An 18,529-nucleotide genomic window follows, 5' to 3' on the forward strand; every position below is an offset into this window, starting at 1 on the left:
GCTTTAGCCAACCGTCTTGCTCCATTCTTATGGATGGATGTTGTATTTAGTAAGTGAATTGTTTGAATTCATAAATACGTCATAAGATTAAACACACTTAAGCGTAGTTACTCTTGTCTTATAGCGTGCGTATCAATTTTTCTCAGGCTCCCCGCCATTCCCTATCTTCCAGTTCCTTTTGGGGCAGCAGCAGCGTGGCTTCAATGTCTTGGCGAATCTTTTCCGTCACTTCGCAGTTGCTGTTTAAACAATCGACCAGGAGCTGGTTGGCATCGTAGTAGTGCTTTAGCACCTGCTGTTGCTCAGTGCTAAACTGCCAGGGATGATGAATATTGCGGTAGTGGGAAATTGTGCCTTGGAGCTGCTCAACCCAGGCCGAATAGTTTTCTTTCCACCAGGTTTGCAGCCGCTCTTGGGTTTGGGATGAAGCAGGCAGTTGGTCTTTCAGCTGTTGCAGAGATTTATAGAATCCAACATCCAAAACCATCACCAAAATATTGTTGAGTGCCTCGCTACAGGCATTGGCATAGGCAAAATCTTGGCTGTGGTCAACGGCAAACTCGACCAGCAAATTTTCGAGCGCAGCATCTAAAAAGATGCCCTGATCTAAGGTACTGGCCAGAGCAAACTGGTCGGCGCTGTGGGGGCTCTGGGCCAGGGCCAGATAAAACGCGCGAGTGGTGGCTAGCTTAGGCTCGGGTAGAACAGTTTGAGATTTCTCGCTGGCCCATCTCAAAAAATCTTGCAGGTGGGGGTCTTGGGCTACCAGGGCGTCAATTTCCTGCTTCATCAGCTGCACTAGCGAGTCGGCGCTGCGCAGCATGGCGGCGGTCAACAAAAAAACCTCGTGCCAGTGGGGATCGGTAATATGGCTGACCAGTCCGCCCAAGGTCTGCTCTAGGGCGTGCAGGTTGTGGGTGGCAACGATCTTTCGGGCCGTCAGGTACTCTTGAAACGCCAGGTAAGAGAACGAAAAAATGCCCCGCGCTCGCTCGATCAGCAGTCCGTGCTGAGCCTCGATCGCCTTGAGCATGGCTTCACTTTCGAGCTGCAGCTCTTCGGGGTCTAGGCTCGCCCCCGCCAGGTTTTTCAGGTAGTCTTCGATGTACTGCTCAATGGTGCGCTGCTCAAAAAAGTACTGCCCCTGCTCAAAGGTGACGGCGGCCAGCTGGCTCAGCAGCTTGATTTTTTGGGGCAGCAAAAACCTGCGATAGGCGTCGTCGCGCTCCACGCCTTTGGTTTCATCCCACTTGCCCAGCAGCAGGTCTAGCCCCTGCTTGTAAAAGGCCGTGCGCTTGCTCGGGAACTGCCCTTCGCCCTGAAACACCCAGCAGGCCAAATGCAAAAACAGGGGTGTAGCGACAAGCTGGCGAAACTGCCAGTTTTCGGGCAGATCTAGCTTTTGCACAAACTCGACCGCCTGGGCTTGCCCTCGGGATGTGGCGGTTTTGCCCAGGGCTATAAACCATTTTTGGGCAAAGGTGGCAATTTGCGCTTGGGTAAAAGGGGCAATTTCAACATCGGTAAAGCCGCGCAGCGCTAGCTTTTGGGCGGCAGTGCGGCAAGACACCACAAAACGGTTGCGGTAATACTTGTCTGAAAAGGCGCGAATTTCTCGCATGACGGCGTTGATATCCTGGTTGAGGACTTCATCTATGCCGTCCATCAGCATCAGCACCCGTCCTTCTTGAAGCAGGATTTCAAGCTGGGCTGGGTCGGTAATGCCATCGGTTCGCAGGGCCTGGTGAATAGTATTAAATAGGCTAAACTCGCCCTGATGTCTGGCTTCTTCGGCAAAATCCCTGAGGGCGATAAAAACGGGCACCTGGTCGGCGGCAAACTCGCCCCGGTTGCACTGTACGGCTAAGTGTTGCAAAAAGGTGGTTTTACCCGAGCCCGGTTTGCCCAACACCCGCAGCTTGCCGTAGGTTTGAACCGCTTCCATTCCACCCATCTGGGGTATATCAATGGACCCCAGATCGAGGCGATCAAACTCAGTCAGTTCTAGGTTGTTCAGGTCGGTAATTTTAAGCCACTGCTGGCTGACAACGGCTTCTAAAATATTGACATCTACATAGATTTCATCAATATTGACGGGGTGGTTGATGTCGAGCAGTTGCAGAATGCCGCACTGATGTTGGATGGTGCCCTGGTGCAGCGATCGCACCTCCTGCACCAGCTCCTCCGTAGTTAGGGGGTGCAGTTCCGGCGTCTCCCCAGGGTCAACAAACTCGATCGGCGGATGATCGGCAATCTCTCGCCAGTCTAAATCTAGAACCTGACAAATCTCCTTAAAAATTTGCCGATCCACAGGCTGGCCCGTAAAAAATCGCCAGATCGGCTGTCGGGTCTTGAGATTGACCTCTCCCGCTAAATTTTCCTGGGTCCACCCCCTCAGGGCAAACGCCCGTTTAGCCCGCTGAATACCAGCGGGCAAGGCCTGGAGCGATCGCTTGGCCATTGCACAAAAATCTCATCTTAAATTTTAGATTCAAAAAAAATCAAAAAACATGGGCTTTATATGCCACTGATACTAACGCCTTTTCCATGGGCCGCATAGTCTCCAGTGGCCGCCGCTCTGTTGCGCCTCAATCACCATCCGCAGGTTGCCGCGCCTTGCGCACGGCGCGGCAGGCGGTGGCCTCCAGGGAACGATCAAACTCCAGGTCTAGCAGTGTCTGGCCCACCTTAAAGTTATTAATCGCCATGTAGCAACACTGAAGTGCTGTACTCGTCGTCTGAAAGGGCCTCTGGGGGCTAAATCTAGCGGTTTACCTAAAGGCGACACCCGAATTTGAACCGAGGCTGGAGGTTTTGAGGTTTTGCAAATCTCTATAAACCATGAATTTGCAGTACTTTCAGCCGAGTGCATTTACCCCAATAGTAGCCCCGTCCTTAAAAGCGCCCTGGATTAATTTTTCTATCGCTGGTAGGGAGCATGAAGGGGTAGGGTAAGGGGTAAGTGGCTAGGCTCCAGGCTGGGAGCCCAGTAAATTGCGAACCGATGGAAACCAGACGACTGGGCAAGTATTTGACGCTGAAGGAGTTCTGCACCTGTACGCAAACCTATTCCAGGTATGCCGACCAGATTGACCCGTTCCCAAAGAATCTAGGGGAGACGCTGCCAGCTCTGAAGGCGCTGTGTCAACACATCATAGACCCGGTGATTGATGAATTTGGGCGCGATTCTCCTACGGAGAGGCTGCGCCAACGCTTTCTGCTCACCTACGGCTTTTGCTCGGTGGATCTGAAGCGGTGGCTGGCAAAAAAAGACCCGCTGACGGGGAAGAAGCACGGCATCGCTACCCCTAGCCTGGATCAGCACATGGCCCATGAGAAGAATCGAAATGGGCGGTATTACTGCGATCGCCTCGGTGCTGCCTGCGATTTTCGTATCCTCGACTTGCCCAGCGATACCCTGGTGGATTGGATTGTGGCCCAGGGACTGCCGTTTGATTCGCTGTATTTTTATGGCAGCGATCGCCCCATCCACATCAGCTATGGCCCCCAGCACAAGCGCGATATTTGGGCGTTCACCGACCGGGGAACACCAGCGCGGTACCGTCCTGATTGGTCATAACTCGATCAAATGCCGCTCAATTTGCCAGAGCTGATCCGCCGTAAGCCACTCTGGCTGAAACCTGAGCAGGTCGATGCGGTAGTCCGGGTTAATATCCCGCAGTACATCGAAAGCTTTCCACGATTCATCAAATTTTTCCCAGTAGACCAGGGTAATGTCTGACCAGTAGTTCAACGGCTGAGGCATGGTCAGATCGCCGATCACTCCCAATCGTCCGAGGTCGAAGTGGGTCCGCAGCCGTTGCGCCGCCTGACGGGCCAGCTGCCACCATTCGGCTTTACGCTCCGCGTCGTGCTGTTCCCACTCCAGACGCTGTTGCAATCCCTCAATCCAGGCCTGGGGAGGCAGCAGTTTGACCGCACTCTCCAGACCAAAGGTCATGAGCAACATGGCTAAAACATTTCGGGTGCCTGGGGTCGAGCCGATCAGCGGTTTACCTTCTATAAACTCAAATTTTGCCCTCGGACACCAGCTAATGTACTCTTCAAAAGCGATGGGCACAGGCGATAGCTGAATGTTGGGGATAAACAGCAGGGAGCCCCACCGGGGGCCTTCCTCGGCGTGAACCCGCTGAAAGCCTTCCACGGGCTGCTCCACCTTGAATGTCTTGGGCTCCAGGGGATTGTAGTCCTCAGTCTCTTGCCAGAGGGCATCGGGTCGAAAAGCCAATCCAGGAACGCTTGTGGGGTGGTAGTGACCATCGCTGTCGGGCTGATGGCGTTGATACTGATGGTCTACGAGTCGGTAGAACTCGACCTGCTGACTCTCAGGATCAATGATCCAATAGTCTGGGACACCTGCTGCTTGGTAATAGCTGAATTTGGTGCTGCGGTCAGCTGCTTCATGACCCGGCATCAGAATTTCAATCACCAATTCTGCTGGGCCACTCAAGAAATAGGAAAAGAGCTGATTGAGTCCATGGCTTTTGTAAAAGACAAGATCTGGGGTGAAGCCGTTATCGCCCAGGCGCATGACAAAGTCTCGCCCCAGAGATTCGCACCCCGCCTGATTCGCCAGCCGAAATGAATCTACTGACAACTGCTGCTGAAGGCGGTGATGCGCCCAGGTTTTCTCAGCCCGACCGGCTTGCAGGTCTTCCGCAATGAACTCAACGTCAGCGACCTGCTCCTCCAGATGATTGAGTATTTCAAGGTGAGAACTCGTTTGAGGAAGGGTGATTTCATAGCTTGTGGCAAGGGCCTGGAGCCAGATTTCGATGGGGGCTAGTGCGATCGCAGCCTCTGCCCGCCTACCCTGTAAAATCTGCCTCAGCAAGAGCCGACTCCCGATTGGGGAGTTGCCCACGACCAGCTGACCGTCGATCAGCTCTAGCTTGCTCTCAGGTTTGTTGTTGATCCAGTTGTCAAACAGTTCGGAGGTTGGCGGATAGAGAACCATGGCTTTACAAAGCCTTCGCTGAGTTTTAAACACTACTCTAATGAAAGCATTACCGGTTGAAGGAATGGATCATGCCGAAAAAGAAGACGACAGCCATCGCTGGAACATGGCACATTTACGAAATGGAACAATGGGGTGAGGACTATTTCAACATGGAGGTGCAGGCCTACATCACGGTAAATCAAGGTGGGACTGGAGATTTTCAATTTGGCCTGGTTTCCGGGGGGCTTGATGGTGAATTTGTCAGCGATGGCGACACTGAGCGGTTCGAATTCACCTGGGAGGGCAATGATGAGTGTGATGAAGCCTCTGGTAGCGGTTGGTTGAGGTTAAAGTCAACCGATGAAGTAGAAGGGAGCATCAAGCTACATTACGGGGATCGATCCCGCTTTGCTGCCCGCAGAGCCTGATAAATCGATCGCCGACCGAATTGAGCCTGGGTGCTCTCATTGCTGTGAAAGCCCAATGCTCAGGGGCATAATCCTTGAGGAGATGAACCATGAGTGCTGCCAACGAGCCGTCTGACCAATCGTTTCAGGACGAACTACAGAAGCGGTGGGCCTCCCAGAGCATTGAGATGCAGTTCTGGGAGTGGCCAGAATTTCGCCTGGAGCTGATCAACGGACAGTTTCTGGTCGGGGGCACCCTGGCGGGGAGCCGTTGGTTGCTCAGAGAAGCATTGAAGGGTTGGGGGCTGGAGGCGGCCATTGCCTTTGCTCCGGTGGAACTGTGGTGGGAGGCGCTGCGGCTGGCCCATGGGGTTTCTTGCCAGTCGTTGGAAAAATGGCTACTGTGGGCCGAGTCTTTACCCCTGGCGTCGGCTGTTCAGGGAGAGTTTGAACCATTGCTGGGCTCGCATTACATGGGGGAGCACCGCTGGGTGCGGGACCACTTGCGACAGGCATTGACGGCGGCAGTGGGGCGAGCCCATTTGGGCACCTGTGCCGGGCCGAATTATGGCTTGTTGCTGGGGCAGGATGTTTTGACGCCAGATATTCTGATGGTAACTGCCGAGCAACTGGCGACGGAGTGCTTCCACGACTACTACGTCGAGATACCGGCCCACTTGGTGATTGAAATCAGCCTGCCAGAGCGTCGCGAGCTGGATATTCAGGAACGGCGCAGGCTTTACGAGCAGGGGCAGGTTCCTCACTACTGGGTGGTTGATCCGGTGGGGCGAGAATTCACGTTCTGGTGGTGGACGCCGGAGGGCTATCAGCCGGGGCATCTGGATGCGGATGGCTGCTATCGAGGGGTGGAACACCTGAGCTTTAGCCCCGAGATTTTTTGGCTGTCGTTTGATGAGCAGGTGTCTCCTTACAATCAAACGCTGTCGGTGTTTACCAGTGCGCCTCAAGCTCGTCATTGGGAGTTGCGGCGGGAGCCAGGTGCGGAACTGGGCTATGGGAGCATTCCGTTTCGACCGCAGGTAGACCTGGAGCCTCACCCCATTACCGTGGAGGAGTTTATTTCCTGGTGTCCAGAGGCGAAGCTGGAAGGGCTGCCGTTTCCGCTGGTGGGGGGCGAGACGGGTACTCGAAATGCGATCGCAATGCTGTTGATGAGTCTTGGACTAGTGGAAACAGTTCGGCTGATGCCGGGCTATGAGTGGGTGCGGGTGCTGCGACGGGTCGAACGAGAACAGCAGCAGGATGCTCAACGGAGAGAGCAGTGGTGGCAGCACGCTAGAGCCATTGCTCGCCAACTGAGGGAAGAGCATGGGGCAAAGGGGGTAGGAGTGACAGGTTCCCTGGTGAGGGAGGCACCGCTCAATGTCTGGTCTCGAATTCAGCTGGTGATTTGGGATGTGCCGGAGGGGGTGAAACTGTGGCAATTGTGGCAATCCCTGCCGGAGAAGCCGTCACTTGAGTTGATTGCAGCGGCATGGGCGTTACCAGGGGAGTGGGAGGAAAGCTCTCAGCGAATGCAGGTGTTAGAGGGGGATTGGCAGCCCTGCGGCCCTCGGCCCCAAGAGCGTATGGTGTTTCACTGGAAGGAGGAGGAATAACCTATGGCCCTCAGCATAGGCGGATGATCTGGGCCTTGACCGAGCAGAGTACACCGACGCGCAAGCGCCCTTGGGCCTCAGCGGCTAGTCCCACCAGTAGCAGATGAGGACGGCGTCAAATTTGTCACCAAAGGTCTTGCCGCGAAGGCCACCTTTGAGACGTATGGCAAAGTATTCGCGAAACTCCCCATCTTCCTCACCTTGGGGGACATTCCCGCCATAGACATCGACAACATCGGCCCGCCATTTCTTGCCTAAATCCATCAGTTGGGCCACTGTCAGGTCTTGGTTTTCGGCCAGCAGATATAGCGTATCCGCGGGGTAGGGGACAAAATGCATGAGGCTAGTTTCGCGCATGGGGCGGTAATTGGCCATGGCCAGAAGCGTTTCCAGCACACCGTTGAAGCTGAGGCCATCTCGGTCGGGGGCGTAGATGGACTTAGTAAATAGGAAGCTTTTCCACAGATGGGGTTGCTGTGCCAAGTCGGTGATTACCTCTGGCCCATCGAACTCGTTGAACCGGCGCTGCCACACCAGGGCCGCCATCAGCTCTTGAGGTGTGTTGGCTTGAGCAATCGCCTCAATTTTCTCCACCTCAAGCATCAGCACTCTCCCTGACTACTTGCGACCGGAGCCTGGATTGTACTTGCTGCTTCTGCTCGTCGCTGGCATCCTTGCGCCATACGACTCGGTGCCCTTGCAGTTCGGCCCCATGCTCCAGCAAGTACTTCTCCCAACCCCGGCGATCAAAAATTGCCTTCACATCACCGAGGAGGCCCCACTTTTGTTCTTGCTGGCTGAGCTTGGCGAACTTAGCGTAGTTCAGATAATCAGGAGCGAGGGTTTGGTCTTTTTGGTGGAGCAAGGGTGGGTTATCGGCATCGTAGTCGCGGTAACGAACGTAGAGATCCTGAAGGGCGATCGCCATGCTGGTTTTCAATGCCGGGTGCGGCTCTTTGTCGAATCCAGGAAAGGCTAAATAGGTAATCTGTGGCTTCTGAACGTGGAACTTGACCACTGTGGCTTCCTCGGGGCGTCCAATAGTGCGGGATGCACACCCTTCGTAAAGCCGCAGCAGCGGGTCGAGCTGGTCTATCGCCGACACATGCACCCACAGAGAGTTAGGCCGCTGCTGCCCGATCGCACTCTTCCGACAGCGCTGCTCGATCATCTCCGTGCGGCCCAGGGTCATGAGCATCAGGTCTGCGGCGGTGCAGGCTTGCTGGTAGCTGCCGAACAGGGCTTTAATATCGGCCTGCACCGAGGGCGAGAGGTCTTTGAACTTGGGGCGATTGCCAAATTGACTGAGGGCTAGGTAGACCAGCAGGTCATTGCGGCGTTTGTCGGCGATCGCATCCCATTCCCCAGCATCCGTCGCTTGTAGCACCACGGTAAATGCCCGCCGAATGCTGCCAAAGGTCTCCTGGAGGGGAGCTAGGGTGTCGTTGCCCAGTTCCTCGACCGTGGGTAGGCGACCGCGATCGGTGTAGAAATCCATCAGGGGCTGGAGGCGATCGCGGTATTCCTCAAACTTGCTGACTTTGAGGCGGATGCGGGGGGCCGTCGCGCGGGAGCGGAACCGGGAGGCGCGGAAGGCTTCAGCCTGGGCTTCGTCACGAAAGATAAAGTAGATGCCCAGAGCAATGGGGATGGCGTCTACCCCAAGCACCTGGTCGATGTAGGCTTTGAGTTCTTCCTGCTCGTAGTATTTTTGAAACGTGTTGCGGCTGGTGATGATGCCGTCGCCGTAGGCAATGACGCCTCGAGTGCGATCATCAATTAATACTTGAGCGGCAACGATCAGTACCTTCTGGGCCAGACCCCAGGCGTTGATCAGTGCTTCTCGCCGCTCAGCGGTGTCTTCGATGACGTTGATCACATAGCCCAGGCTCACTACATCAGCTGAGGCGTGAGAAATATCAGGGCGAAAGTGGGGATCCCAGCCGGAGCTGGTGAGGCCCAGGCGGTGGATGTATTCGATATCGGCCCCATGGCCGCAGCCGTAGTCGAAGTAGGTAGTGTCGGCGGGGAAGAGTCCGGCTTCCACGGCGAGGCGGACGGGTTTAGAGGCGGTAACGCGGGCGATCGCCGCCCTATGCCGCTGAATCTTCGGCTTGGCCTGCTGAGCTGACTGGATGGGGCAAGCCAGGGCGTGATTATGGATTTCGATGCCCTGCTGAGCCAGGCGGCGTTCCCAGTTGAGCTGGGTGCCAATTTCGCGGGAGTTATCGAGCAGACCCATGGCGACCTGCTGCTGGGTCAGATGGGCGAAGCAGGTGTAGTGGGGATAGTCAGCCGCAACAAAGGTTTCTTTGCGGTGGAGCAGCGGTGGGTTAGGGGCGTCGCTGTAGTTGCGGGTTTCGACGGTGCCCGTGGCCCAGTCGACAATAGTGCTGGTGCGGAGCAGGGGGTGGGGTTCGGTGTCGAACTCGGGGTAGTAAAGGTAAGAGAGTTTGGGCTGGTCGAAGTGAAACTTGACCAGGGTGAAGGGCAGTTCCTTTTTCAGCAGGTTGCGGGCGCAATGTTCTTGATGCCGCAGGGCATCAGCTAGAGATGGCAGGGCCGATTGGTGAATGTAGAACGCATTGGGCAGGCATTTGCCGATGGGGCTGCCCTGGCAGTGCTTAACTAGCTCTGCTTGGGGCAGGCAGGCAGCGGGTTGCAGCGCGACATCAACACTCTGAGCCATTTTTAGTACACTTGTATGACATCCCTAACTGACATTCCCGGCCCTAAATCACCCGATTGAAAAAGAAAAGACTACATCTAGCGCCCCGGTATCCCTTTGCCGTTAGAATGACGCTACTTAATGTCTGTTGCTGCTGTAATGCTTGGCCTGAATGAGAACGCTCAGCCTATTTGAGAATGATCGCCTCTCCCTTGACCGCAGCATTGAGCTATCGGCAGAGTCGTTGCGCCACTATGGTTCTTTGTATAAGCATTGGGCGATCGCGTTCTCGGGCGGCAAAGATTCTTCAGCCACCGTTACATTAGTTGCCGATTTAATCGAGAAGGGGCTGGTGCCTCGGCCCGCGAGTATTACGGTGCTCTATGCCGATACTCGCCAAGAGCTGCCGCCGCTGCACAATGCCGCCATGGCGCTGCTCGACAAACTCAAGGAACGGGGCTTTGACACTCGGGTAGTGCTGCCCAAGCTCGACCACCGCTACTTTGTCTATATGTTGGGGCGCGGTGTGCCGCCGCCGTCGAATACATTCCGTTGGTGTACGCCCAAGCTGAAGGTGATGAGTATGGAGCGGGAGCTAGAGATCCTGCGTCAAGAGCGAGGCGAAAAGTTTCTCATGCTCACGGGGGTGCGGGTGGGCGAATCTGCCGCCCGCGATCAGCGCATTGCCATGAGCTGTAGCCGCGACGGCGGCGAGTGCGGCCAGGGCTGGTTTCAGCAGACGACCTCTAACGCCGTGGCCGATACCCTGGCCCCGCTGCTGCACTGGCGGGTCTGCCACGTATGGGACTGGCTGGTGCAGGCCGATGTGGAGCTGGGCTACCCCACCTTTGATATTGCCGAGGTCTACGGCCACGACCCGCAAGATGACCTGGGCGAAACGGAGTCGATCAATGCCCGCACGGGCTGTATTGGCTGCCCCCTGGTTGAGGAAGATGCAGCTCTAGAAAGAGTTTTAGCGAACCCTAAGTGGGCTTATCTGGCCCCATTGCGGCAGCTGCGCCCGCTGTATTGGGAGGTCAAGAAGCCCCAGTACCGCTTACGGAAGCACGGGGAAACCAATATCGGTGGTGAATTATCGAGCAAGCAAGGGAGGTTGGGGCCTTTGCATATGCAAGCTCGACGGTTTTTGCTGGAGGCAATTCAGAATATAGAAGCAGACGTTAATCAAGCTGCTAAAGCCCTAAACAAGCCGGAAATCAGCCTTATCAACGAGCAAGAGCTGCAGCGTATTGAAGATCTTATTGCAGCAAACACCTGGCCCGAACGATGGGATGGCACTGAGCCCACGGGTGATCAGCTACTTCCAAAAATCAGCTCAGATGGCAGTGTTCAGCCAATATTTTTGCGTGGAAAGGAGCAGTCTTTGCCAGAAGTAATTATTGATCTATTGCGATCGCGCCCTGAGCCAATGACAGCTCAACAAATTTATCAAACACTACTAGAGACCGACAACTATCGATTTTCGGCCTATGATCCAGTTCAAGTTGTGCGGAGTGTTGTAAGACGGCACTGCGAAAATTTAGATCTAAACTATGCCAAAAAGTTGAAGAAGTATTTTGTAATGACCGCGCCCGGCTATTACACTTTGAAAGATAGTATAAGGTTCACTGAACATCACCAGAACTAGCTCTCACAGCAAGAGACACAAGACTTCCGACACTCTTTAGATCGGAATTGCTGGCAAGATAGCCAATTCCCCTATGCAAGTGCAAGCGAAATTGTTGAGCTAGGGTTTCTCGATTGCTATCTAAGTGGTCGTCATGACAGCGCTGCTTGAGAGCAAGTGTTAGCTCATCTGCGATCGCACCCCCAAACACCTGCCAGGTCATCTCTATATTGCTATCGGTCGTAAACATCACTAAAGACGGCTTGGATGGCTCTGCTAAAGAACAACAAAAGGCCCAGCGGCAGAGAATATTCCACTGATCAATTTTGGTGATGCGTTTAAGTTTAGTGAGTTGGTCTTTTGCAGATTCAGAGACTCGCACGCGCTCAACCGGCGGTTCTATCACCAGAAGTACCCCGCTTTAACTTGGGTTTGACGATTGGCTGCATCATACACCAGCATAAACTCTTGGGCGATGACGTTGTTGGTGCGGAGGGCAGCAGCTTCAGTTTGGCCAATTTCAGTATCTGTAGAGAGTGGTAGTGCATTAGTGCACGGGAAAGAGGAAAATCAGGCGATACCATCACGAGGACAAGGAAGTCGGCCCCATGACGATTGAGATGACCTGTCCGACCTGTGGGTCTCATGACATCTCCAAGAACGGCACTAGCCACCGAGGGAAGCAAAACTACAAGTGCCGGGACTGTGGACGTCAATTCGTCGAAGATCCGCAATGGCGACCGAAGCCGAAGGAGACGAAGGCACTGGTGAATCGGCTGTTACAGGAGAAGATCCCGCTGGCGGGCATTGCGAGGGCCACGGCGGTGTCAGAGAGTTGGCTTCAAGGTCATGCCAATGCCGTCTATGAGGCGGTTCCCCAAACGGCGGCGGTCATTCCCAAGCCCAAAGGCCCGCTAGCGGTGCAGATGGATGAATTGTGGTCTTTTGTCGGTCATAAAGGCAATAAACAATGGGTCTGGTTGGCCATGGATGCCAAGACCCGAGAAATTATTGGTTGCCACATCGGTGACCGCTCTCGGGAGTCGGCCATCGCCTTATGGCAGTCCATCCCAGCGGTCTATCGACAATGCGCCAAGGTCTACACTGACTTCTGGGAGGCCTACGTCACGGTGATTCCGAGCAAACGGCATGAGGCCGTGGGCAAAGACAGCGGCTTGACGAGTTATATCGAGCGCCTGAACAACACCCTGAGGCAGCGAATTGCCCGACTGGTGAGGAAGACCCTGTCGTTCTCCAAGAAGCTCAAGAACCATATCGGGGCGATCTGGCTGTTCATCCATGACTACAATCGCCAAATCAGACAGAAGCTCGCAGAGCAAGGTGACCTCGTCTTTTCCTCTGGCCTGCACTAAAGTGCACTACCTAGAGAGTAAAATCACCTGGTGGCTAGCATCGGGGAAGTATCGCTCGACTAAGTTTTCACGGTGAGACGAGTCGAGTCTACCAAGCGGTGTATCGATCGCAATCGGCAGTCGTCGCCCCGATGCTCTGGCCAACCCCCACAAAATAGCAACCGCCAAAATTTGCTTCTCCCCTGCCGAGATCCGCTGTTTTGGGATTAGTTTACCTTCGTCACCGTAGAGAGATAAGCTAAACGTCTCTGGATCAATATCGATTTGCTGCACCAGATTATTTTTGTGGAGTAGGTAAAGAAAACAATCGCGAATACTGGTTTCAAGATCAGCGAGTTTGCGAAGGGTTAGGTTTTGGCGAAACTGAACTAGGGTAGCTTGGGCTTTGGCAACGGTACTTAGGAAATGAGCGATCGCCTGCCGATTCAAAATCTGGTCACTGTATTTAGTTAGTTCTTTATGAGTAGAAATAATTTCTTTTTCTAGCTCGTCGCATTTCTTTTCAAACACGCTTGACTGTTCTTGCAAAACATCGAGATTGGTCTGGGCGATCGCAATATCAGCTTTGAGTTGGGCATAGACCTCTGGCGAAGCAGCTTTGGCCAGCAAGCGCTCAGTGTTATCAAGGCTGGTTAAGGTTTGCTCAAGGGCTTTGAGTTGATTTTGAGCGGTTTGCTGCTGGTTAGGCAGCAGCGTATTTAGTAGCAGTGTGAGGTGGTTGATAGCGTTAGCATCTGCCCCTAGCCAAACATCGCTAGATTGAATGGTCTGCTCTAAGGACGTGTTTTCCTGGGTTAAAAAGGCTTGGACAGACTGTATCTGTGCGGAACTCAGCCCAGCTGTCGCCAAGATATCCAGCAGCTTTTGATCGCGCTCGGCAATCAGGTCTTGAGACATTTCAATCTGCTGGCGGCGCAGCTCTTTTTGGCCCTGGGCCTGGGCTTTTTGCAGCAGGGGCTGAATCAGCAGCAGGGGCAGCTCGGCGGCGGCCTGGTGGCAGAGCTGGTTACGGATATCGTCGGCGGTTTGTTGTAAGGAGGCGAGCTTGGCCTCTAGCTGAGGGCGATCGCTGGCAATATCTCCCCCTTTGGTTCTAAAGTTGGCTTCAGCGGTTTGGAGGTTGGTAGTCGCCTGCTCGACTTGCATTTTGAGTTGTTCAAGGCGGGTTGCTGCGGCCTCCTGGGTAGCTTTTTGCTCGGCAAGGCGGTGTTCAATTTTTTCTAGGTCGTGGAGCTCTTGGGTATTAGCGAGAGACTTTTGTTTGCGCTGGGTGAGCACATCTAGATCTAGAGCTAGGCGATCGGCCAGTTCTAGACCTAGCATGGCGCGAATGGCTTCCACCACCGGGGCTGGGGGAATAGCCTGTTCGGCTAGTTCTTTGATTTGCTCGCCATCAAAGAGGAAAAGACTCGAAATGCCCAGGGGCAAGACGGTCTCAATCCATTCATCCCAGGTTTGAACCAGCACATCGTCAGCCCAGTCATCGACGGAAACATCCAATGTGTCTTTGCCGCCCTTGGGTTGGCGGCTCCAGGTGCGCTGCACCCGAATGGTTTTGGGAATGCCGTTGAGGATGTACTCAAAGGCCAGTTCAACGCCCGCGATCGCGTCATCAGGGGCTGCATAGTGAACGCACTGGCTAAGAAAATCGCCATAGCTGAGGCCGCGTCGGGTGGAGCACTGCGATCGCCCCCCGTACAGTGCCAGCCGCAGGGCATCGAGCAGGGTGGTTTTGCCGCCCCCATTCATGCCGCCAATGAGGATGATGGGACAATCAGCGGCACCGGGCCTTAGATCCAGTACCTGCCGTCCCCGATAGGGGCCAAAGTTTTGCAGAACCAGCTCTAGCAGAATCATGAGCCTTGCAGATACTCTGTTACTTGGCTCAGAAAATCTTCAGCGTAGGAATAGCACTCTCTAGCATCGTCTATGGATGAATCAACCAGATCGGCATAATCAGCTTCTAAACGCTGCTCAAAGGCAAAATGTAGACCTATGGACATCTGCTTGCTAAAGATACCGGTTTTAACAAACTCGCGATCAAAGAGAGAAATAGCTCCTTTATGCTTTGATGTGCCCAACTGACGAGATACTAACAATGCCAAAACAGCGTAAAACATAGCATAGTAAAAACGATTTATTGAATCAGCATAAAAATTTTGCTCAAACAGCAATGCACCTGCTTCCAAAGCTTTTTGTGCTTGCTGAAGTCGTGACTGCACTAAAGCAGCGGTATCTTCTTGCGAATAGCTCAAGCTACAATACCTTCTTTAAGGATATTACTGATTAGAGGACTGGCTGCATAGAGCCTACTGTCAAACTGCTGGCGCGAGTATTTCACAGTAGTAATAACAACATCATGGCTAAAGCCAACGTCCCAAGCAACGTAGCTAATTTCTTTCCAGATTTTTCGATCTAACTCTTCAACCACAACGCATACGTCTAGGTCTGATTCGGGTTCGGCCTCCCCTCTGGCCCGTGAGCCAAAAGCCCAAATGCTGGACTGGGGAAATCGCTCGCGAATTTTGTCAGCAAACTCTATTAATATGCTTTGATCATGGCTTGACATCATAGTCGGGTATAGAGTTCCAAGATCAACGGCACCTTCATTTTATCCTAGCTGTAGTCTGCCTCGGGCTCTGCGGCCCTGGGAGGGGCGGCGAACCGGATGGCCCCCCACTCGGCCAGGGCTTTGACCTGCTCGACATCGCCCTCGGCGGCGGCGGTTTTGAGGTCGTGGCGGTGGTAGGCTTGGGCGATCGCATCATCGCGCGATCGCGAGCTGCTGTCAAAGCATTTTTCCAGCGCCTCAAAGATGCCGACTCGGCGGCCCATGGTGGCGTACTGCCGCTCGGTGTCGAGCAGTTTGGTCATCAGTTCTAGGTGCATGGGGTCGTCCTGGCAGAGGTCGGCCAGCACGCTCCATTCGTCGCTGCCCAATTGGCTTTGGTCGGCCCCAGGGCGGGGGTCTTTGAAGATTTCCCCAGTCGCTTTGCGGTAAATGCGAGGCAGCGAGTCATCAAACTCGTGTTTATCTTCGCGCCAGATGCGGCGAATTTCGCTAAGTTCGGCAGGGGTGATCAGGGTGATATCGTTCATGCCCTCGGGGGCCTGGGCGCGGGCAGTTTTCTGAGCGGTGAGCAGTTTTTTGAGCCACTTTTCGCGCCAAACGCGGGTGTAGGGGCCGGGGATGGGCAGGGTTTCGTTAGTGCTATGGCGCTGAAAGAGCTGCACTTTGCCCGACATGCGGCGAAAGTCGCGGCGATCGTGGTCGTTGTAGACATCCAGTTCGTTGCGGAGGTCGAGCAGGGGCTGCATCCAGGCTTTTTCGTCGTCGTTAAGAATCATCGCTTCCATAGAGCGATCGCGGCTGACCAGGGTGCAGACCCAGCAGCCAAAACGCGAGTCGCCGCAGCTCGGGGTCGAGCCATCGACCACAAAGGCACATTCGTTGTCGGGGGTGGCCCCCTGATACATCTCAAACAGGGCTTTGTTGCTGTAGCCCCAGGGGTTGGCGTACTGCATCAGGTACAGCCACACTTCGTCATCGCGCCAGTCTTCGATGGGGCTGTAGATCAGGGTGTTGGGCAGGTTGCCCCGGTACAGCAGCGATTGCACCTGGCTGTGGGGCAGGTGGTCGCCCACGTTGCCGACGACGTGCTGAGCCATAACATTGGCGCGGCGGGGGCTTTCGGCCTTGCGGGTGCCCAGCACCAGCAGCACTTCGCCATTGGCCCGCACGACGTCTTTAATAAAGCGGTTGGCGGGCCAAATTTTAAGCCGCTCGGTACACCAGCGAAACATGTGGCGCGGGGCCGGATACCCTTTACCGATGAGGTTGACCCAAAAGGTGTCTTTGACCTCGGGCTGGAGCAGGTGCGCTTCGAAGGGTAGCCCCTGGGCTGGGGCGGTGGTATTGATGCGATCTAGGGACTGGCGCACCCAGGCGGCTACGATGGGGTTTTCGACCAGGGTATCGGTAGAACAGATGTAGACGGGTTTGGTGAGCTGGTCGGGCGGCAGGGCGGCGAGGGCGTTCCATACCAGTTGCACTACGCAGGTGCTGTCTTTGCCGCCCGAGTAGCCAATCACCCAGGGCAGGGAGTTTAGGCGGTAGAGTTCCTGAATTTCGGCGGTTAAGGCTCGAATATGCTCAATCAGCTCAGGAACTGTTCGCTGGGGCGAAGGTGTTGCGAAGCTAGGAAAAACGAGAACGGGCAAGGGAACCTCCATTTGCCAGAGCAGGTTCACTCACTCCTTGGCATGTATTTCACCAGTGCTTTCATTACCTCATGGGGCTGGAACTGCAATGGCCTATCGGCATTGGGAGCGCTGAGGAAATCTGTCCACTCGAAAATTTCGGCAAAGCCGAGCTGATGCAGAGCGACGACGATGGAGCTGACAGACTCCTTGCTAGCAATGACAAGGATTTTGACGGGTTCGCGGTCTGGATGGGGGTAGCTGTGGAGTTTGAGAGTGAGTTCGAGGTGAACTGGGCCAGACGATTCGGGGTTGAGGATGCGGGCACTGTAGCGGGCTGTGGGTGCTTGGTCTTGCATAGTCTTGTCAACCACTAGGACGTTGCAAGGCAGTCTATCCTGCCTAAAGGTTGACCGTCAACCACTAGGATGTGTCTGGATGGCAGAAACTCTGAAACCATGAACGCATGGGAAAAGCAGGCAAAGCGCTCAAGCAGGTTTTAGAGGATTACGGCATTAGCCAGTTTGGCTTGGCTGTGGCTATGGATGTGGAACGCAACAACGTTTACCGCTGGGTCAATGAGAAGCGTGATCCGACGGCTGAGACGGTCGTTGAGATTGTCAGGGCGCTCAAGTCTCTTAATCCTGATGCAGCGAAGGCATTTACAGATGCTTATCTTGGCGACGAAACTTAGCCTAAATGGCGATTTCCCAGTTTTGGCGGTGCCACTCTAAAGCTTCCAAGCTTGGCAGATAGCGTTGATCGTTAGGCAGCAGAATTTCCTCAGTATGAAAATCTTCAATTTTGAGAGATGCCTTTGGTGGTTCCTCAATAAATCGGTTTTCTGGAATAACGATCCGGTAGCTCTCACTAATTCCAAACCAGCCATGGTCGAAGGCCCAGTGGTGATTTTTGCACAATGCTAAACCATTGACAAAAAGATCGCTACGAAACTCCGAAAACGGTTGGATATGTGCTCCATCAACTAGATTCTGACCATCCTGACTTACAACGCGCATTTTACAAAACGCACAACGCTGATCGTAGAGTCTAGTGATGTTCCGCCGAAAAGCTCCGTTTCGAGCGAAAATCTGATCTTCATTTTTTAATTCTTCAATGCTGTAGATAGAACCGCCCGAGTCAAACAAGGATTGTTGAATGGCTTCAAATTCGTCATATTTGAATGCCTCTTCAATTTCAGACACATTTTGCGGAAACCATGCCCGAATTAAAATATTGGTTAATTCATTGCGATGCCTTTCATCTTGTAGAAGTTGAAAAAGTTCGTTGTCAAGGTATGCATATTTTACTGCTGACCTCAGCAGAGGAAGTGTCCGGAATTTTGCTCTTGCCTGAATCGCTGCTTCAAACCCAGGATTTGACATCAGGTGCCAAAACTTATCCCCTGTCAGGTGAAAAAACGGCAGGGCAATGTTCGAGTGATGATCACTGGCCACAAACCGATGCCAAAACTTGAGAAAATTCGCCGTCAGTTCTGGCGACAGATAAATCTCATTGCGGCCAATGTAGCCTTTCTCAAATAAATCCAGCACCGTCAGCAGCAAGATCGGCTTGTGGGGGGCAACACCACGGGCCTTATCTACCCGTAGCTTTGCAAATTTTTTAGCATAGAACAAAAAGTTCTTTTCCATAGGGCTTAGGCGGCGTTCTCCTC

General features: G+C 54.0%; 17 protein-coding genes. 6 read left to right on the forward strand and 11 right to left on the reverse strand.

Features of this window, described 5'->3' with window-relative positions:
* Window positions 1-142: 142 nt before the first annotated feature.
* A complete protein-coding gene (locus LEPTO7104_RS0109215; RefSeq protein WP_017298281.1) occupies window positions 143-2,461 on the reverse strand; it encodes an NACHT domain-containing protein in 2,319 nt (772 codons plus the stop codon).
* Between the two features lie 543 nt (window positions 2,462-3,004).
* Here LEPTO7104_RS0109215 and LEPTO7104_RS0109225 point away from each other — a divergent pair.
* Window positions 3,005-3,580: a hypothetical protein gene (locus tag LEPTO7104_RS0109225; protein ID WP_026072516.1), complete on the forward strand. Its 576-nt coding sequence runs from the start codon at window positions 3,005-3,007 to the stop codon at window positions 3,578-3,580.
* On the opposite strand, the gene LEPTO7104_RS36850 is transcribed toward LEPTO7104_RS0109225, so the two are convergent.
* Window positions 3,575-4,978, reverse strand: coding sequence for a Uma2 family endonuclease (locus LEPTO7104_RS36850; protein ID WP_017298284.1), 1,404 nt, complete (start codon window positions 4,976-4,978; stop codon window positions 3,575-3,577). The genes LEPTO7104_RS0109225 and LEPTO7104_RS36850 overlap by 6 nt on opposite strands.
* Before the next feature lie 71 nt (window positions 4,979-5,049).
* On the opposite strand from LEPTO7104_RS36850, the gene LEPTO7104_RS0109235 reads away from it, so the two are divergent.
* Together LEPTO7104_RS0109235 and LEPTO7104_RS0109240 are read left to right on the forward strand one after the other, a co-directional pair.
* Window positions 5,050-5,388: a hypothetical protein gene (locus LEPTO7104_RS0109235; RefSeq protein WP_040696378.1), complete on the forward strand. Its 339-nt coding sequence runs from the start codon at window positions 5,050-5,052 to the stop codon at window positions 5,386-5,388.
* An 89-nt stretch (window positions 5,389-5,477) separates the two neighbouring features.
* On the forward strand, window positions 5,478-6,986 hold the full coding sequence (locus tag LEPTO7104_RS0109240) for a Uma2 family endonuclease (protein ID WP_017298286.1): 1,509 nt from the start codon (window positions 5,478-5,480) through the stop codon (window positions 6,984-6,986).
* A gap of 84 nt (window positions 6,987-7,070) precedes the next feature.
* Here LEPTO7104_RS0109240 and LEPTO7104_RS0109245 read toward each other — a convergent pair whose 3' ends face one another.
* Both LEPTO7104_RS0109245 and LEPTO7104_RS0109250 read right to left on the reverse strand, forming a co-directional pair.
* Window positions 7,071-7,589: a hypothetical protein gene (locus LEPTO7104_RS0109245; RefSeq protein ID WP_017298287.1), complete on the reverse strand. Its 519-nt coding sequence runs from the start codon at window positions 7,587-7,589 to the stop codon at window positions 7,071-7,073.
* The gene (locus tag LEPTO7104_RS0109250; protein WP_017298288.1) at window positions 7,582-9,675 is read right to left on the reverse strand and encodes a DNA phosphorothioation-associated putative methyltransferase; all 2,094 of its coding nucleotides are present in this window, start codon (window positions 9,673-9,675) and stop codon (window positions 7,582-7,584) included. Before LEPTO7104_RS0109250 ends, LEPTO7104_RS0109245 begins: the two co-directional genes overlap by 8 nt.
* A gap of 151 nt (window positions 9,676-9,826) precedes the next feature.
* On the opposite strand from LEPTO7104_RS0109250, the gene LEPTO7104_RS0109255 reads away from it, so the two are divergent.
* The gene (locus LEPTO7104_RS0109255) at window positions 9,827-11,302 is read left to right on the forward strand and encodes a phosphoadenosine phosphosulfate reductase domain-containing protein (protein WP_017298289.1); all 1,476 of its coding nucleotides are present in this window, start codon (window positions 9,827-9,829) and stop codon (window positions 11,300-11,302) included.
* Here the strand turns inward: LEPTO7104_RS0109255 and dndE are convergent.
* Window positions 11,280-11,684 (reverse strand): DNA sulfur modification protein DndE, encoded by a 405-nt coding sequence (gene dndE / locus LEPTO7104_RS38085; RefSeq protein ID WP_071527373.1) that lies wholly within the window; start codon window positions 11,682-11,684, stop codon window positions 11,280-11,282. The two genes, LEPTO7104_RS0109255 and dndE, sit on opposite strands and share 23 nt — an antisense overlap.
* Before the next feature lie 217 nt (window positions 11,685-11,901).
* Here dndE and LEPTO7104_RS0109260 point away from each other — a divergent pair, with 217 nt between their 5' ends.
* On the forward strand, window positions 11,902-12,654 hold the full coding sequence (locus LEPTO7104_RS0109260; RefSeq protein WP_083887169.1) for an IS1 family transposase: 753 nt from the start codon (window positions 11,902-11,904) through the stop codon (window positions 12,652-12,654).
* Window positions 12,655-12,660: 6 nt separating this feature from the next.
* On the opposite strand, the gene dndD is transcribed toward LEPTO7104_RS0109260, so the two are convergent.
* The 5 genes from dndD to LEPTO7104_RS38090 are packed head-to-tail and all read right to left on the reverse strand — an operon-like array spanning window position 12,661 to window position 17,213.
* The gene (dndD, locus tag LEPTO7104_RS0109265; protein WP_017298291.1) at window positions 12,661-14,511 is read right to left on the reverse strand and encodes a DNA sulfur modification protein DndD; all 1,851 of its coding nucleotides are present in this window, start codon (window positions 14,509-14,511) and stop codon (window positions 12,661-12,663) included.
* On the reverse strand, window positions 14,508-14,909 hold the full coding sequence (locus LEPTO7104_RS0109270) for a HEPN domain-containing protein (RefSeq protein WP_017298292.1): 402 nt from the start codon (window positions 14,907-14,909) through the stop codon (window positions 14,508-14,510). The genes dndD and LEPTO7104_RS0109270 overlap by 4 nt, the downstream gene beginning before the upstream one ends.
* Complete coding sequence (locus tag LEPTO7104_RS0109275) at window positions 14,906-15,226, reverse strand: nucleotidyltransferase domain-containing protein (RefSeq protein ID WP_017298293.1); 321 nt, start codon at window positions 15,224-15,226, stop codon at window positions 14,906-14,908. Before LEPTO7104_RS0109275 ends, LEPTO7104_RS0109270 begins: the two co-directional genes overlap by 4 nt.
* 44 nt (window positions 15,227-15,270) lie before the next feature.
* A complete protein-coding gene (gene dndC / locus LEPTO7104_RS0109280; protein ID WP_017298294.1) occupies window positions 15,271-16,887 on the reverse strand; it encodes a DNA phosphorothioation system sulfurtransferase DndC in 1,617 nt (538 codons plus the stop codon).
* 14 nt (window positions 16,888-16,901) lie between these two features.
* The gene (locus LEPTO7104_RS38090) at window positions 16,902-17,213 is read right to left on the reverse strand and encodes a hypothetical protein (protein WP_071527374.1); all 312 of its coding nucleotides are present in this window, start codon (window positions 17,211-17,213) and stop codon (window positions 16,902-16,904) included.
* 107 nt (window positions 17,214-17,320) lie between these two features.
* On the opposite strand from LEPTO7104_RS38090, the gene LEPTO7104_RS0109290 reads away from it, so the two are divergent.
* On the forward strand, window positions 17,321-17,548 hold the full coding sequence (locus LEPTO7104_RS0109290; protein WP_017298296.1) for a helix-turn-helix transcriptional regulator: 228 nt from the start codon (window positions 17,321-17,323) through the stop codon (window positions 17,546-17,548).
* Window position 17,549: 1 nt separating this feature from the next.
* On the opposite strand, the gene LEPTO7104_RS0109295 is transcribed toward LEPTO7104_RS0109290, so the two are convergent.
* Window positions 17,550-18,506 (reverse strand): HNH endonuclease, encoded by a 957-nt coding sequence (locus tag LEPTO7104_RS0109295; RefSeq protein ID WP_017298297.1) that lies wholly within the window; start codon window positions 18,504-18,506, stop codon window positions 17,550-17,552.
* Window positions 18,507-18,529: the final 23 nt, after the last annotated feature.

It is taken from the genome of Nodosilinea nodulosa PCC 7104 (assembly GCF_000309385.1).
In the GTDB taxonomy this organism is placed as follows: domain Bacteria; phylum Cyanobacteriota; class Cyanobacteriia; order Phormidesmidales; family Phormidesmidaceae; genus Nodosilinea; species Nodosilinea nodulosa.